Here is a 1,932-nt window from a genome sequence, read left to right as displayed (position 1 = left end):
CCGCCCGGTCCGCTGGTGCGTCGCGCCCACCACGACTCGGGGTAGGTCTGCAGCGAGGGCGGGAGCAGAGTGGTCTCGGTGTGGTGCAGGTCGGCCGCGGAGACCACCACATCGGCGCTCTCGATGTGCGAGGAACCGGCGCCGTCGACCCAGCCGACACCCGTCACACGGGTGCCGTCGGCGCCGTCCTGCGTGCGGATTCCGGTGACGTTCGCCTCGGTGATGATCCGTACCCCCGCGTCGAGGGCCAGCGCTTCGATCCGCTCGATCACACGCCAGAAACCGCCCTGCGGATAGCTGACGCCCTGGTCGAGATCGAGCGCGCTCATGAGGTGGTACATCGCCGGCGCGCTTCGGGGGTCGGTTCCGAGGAACACCGCGGGGTAGCCGAGGATCTGGCGCACCACGGGGTGCGTGAAGCGTCGGGCAGCGAAGGACTGCAGCCGCGTTCCGAGCAGGGTGGCGAGGCGAGGCAGCGCCCGGAGCACCTCTGGTGCGAGGAGCGAGCGCATGCGGGCGAACGGGTTGTAGAGGAAGTACTTCTGCGCCATCGCTCCGGCATGCTGCGCGGAGTCGAGGTAGGAGTCGAGCTCCGCTGTGGAGCCGGGCTCCAGTTCTTCGAAGAGCCGGGTGACCTGCTCGCGTCCGGCGGGCACCGTCACGGGGGAGCGGTCGGCATCCGTCGCGTCCGGGGCGCGGAACACCCGGTAGCCGGGGTCGAGGCGGATGAGGTCGAGCTGCTCCGCGGTCGAGGTGCCCATCATCGCGAAGAAGTGGTCGAAGACCTCGGGCATGAGGTACCACGAGGGGCCGGAGTCGAAGCGGAAGCCGTCGCGCTCGATCGTCCCCGCGCGTCCGCCCACGCGGTCGTTCTTCTCGAGCACGACCACCTCGTGCCCGTCCCGAGCGAGCAGGCCCGCTGTCGCGAGACCGGCGACTCCTGCACCGATGACCACGACCCGGCTCATCGGTCGCGCTCCATCGCGGTGGTGAGGACGGCGCGGGTGGCGAGTGCGGCCTTGATCGGATCGGGAACGCGCACGCGGCGTCGGTAGAGGACGTCGGCAGGTGTCTGGGACACACGTCGGGTGAGCGCGGCGAACAGAGCCAGGGCGCTGCGCACCGCCGCACGGGCGTCCTTCGGCAGCAGCGGGATCGTGTCGCGGGCGTCGGACAGCTGCCGGAACACGGTCGCAACCCATGCGTCCCGATCGGCATCCGTCAGACGCGCGGTCCCACCGAGGTAGCCGCGGTGGAGTCGGTCGGTGTCGTCTGCGAGGTCTCGGAGGAAGTTCACGTTCTGGAACGCCGCACCGAGCTGGCGTGCACCGTGGCGCAGGGTCTCGAGCTCTTCGGGCGTGCGCTCGACCCCGCGCAGGAAGACCTGCAGACACATGAGACCCACGACCTCGGCGGAGCCGTAGACGTACGCCGCATGGGCGTCGATGTCGTAGGCGGCGAAGCCGGCGTCTTCCTCGATGTCCGCGCGCATCGAATCGAAGAACGGCTGTGTCAGGTCCTCGCCGATCCCGCACTCCCGTGCGGTCCGTGCGAACGCATGCAGGATCAGGTCGCTGCTGTAGCCGCTGCGCATCGATCGATGAGTCTCGGCGATGTAGGAATCGAGGGCGGCCGATTGCGCGGCGACGTCCAGCCCTGCCTCGGCGGCCACGCCGTCGACGATCTCATCGGCGATGCGCACCATGGCATAGATGTTGCGCACGTGCTGGCGATGGCGCTTTCCGAGAAGACGGGTGGCGAGCCCGAACGACGTCGAATAGGTGCGGATCACATCGGTCGTCGCGATCTCCGCCGTGCGGTTGAAGCGACGAAGGGCGGTGTCGTCCCTGTGGCCGGCCGAGTTCGCGGTCATCGGCTGCGGCTTCCGACTCGGGACGCGAGTGCGCGGATGGCATCCCCGGCCGCTGCCGG

The 1,932-nt window shown here is 69.6% G+C and carries 2 protein-coding genes; both read right to left on the bottom strand.

Going from position 1 to position 1,932, the window contains the following annotated elements; translation table 11 throughout:
• A partial coding sequence (crtI, locus tag KZA10_RS13635) for a phytoene desaturase family protein (RefSeq protein WP_218683151.1) occupies positions 1–968 on the bottom strand: 968 nt, incomplete at its 3' end.
• Positions 965–1,873, bottom strand: a complete 909-nt coding sequence (locus KZA10_RS13630; RefSeq protein WP_055865136.1) for a squalene/phytoene synthase family protein — start codon at positions 1,871–1,873, stop codon at positions 965–967. The genes crtI and KZA10_RS13630, both read right to left, overlap by 4 nt.
• Between the last annotated feature and the right edge of the window lie 59 nt (positions 1,874–1,932).

It is taken from the genome of Microbacterium sp. BF1 (assembly GCF_019279095.1).
Taxonomy (GTDB): Bacteria; Actinomycetota; Actinomycetes; order Actinomycetales; family Microbacteriaceae; genus Microbacterium; species Microbacterium maritypicum.
This window is presented reverse-complemented; position numbering and strand designations above follow the sequence as displayed.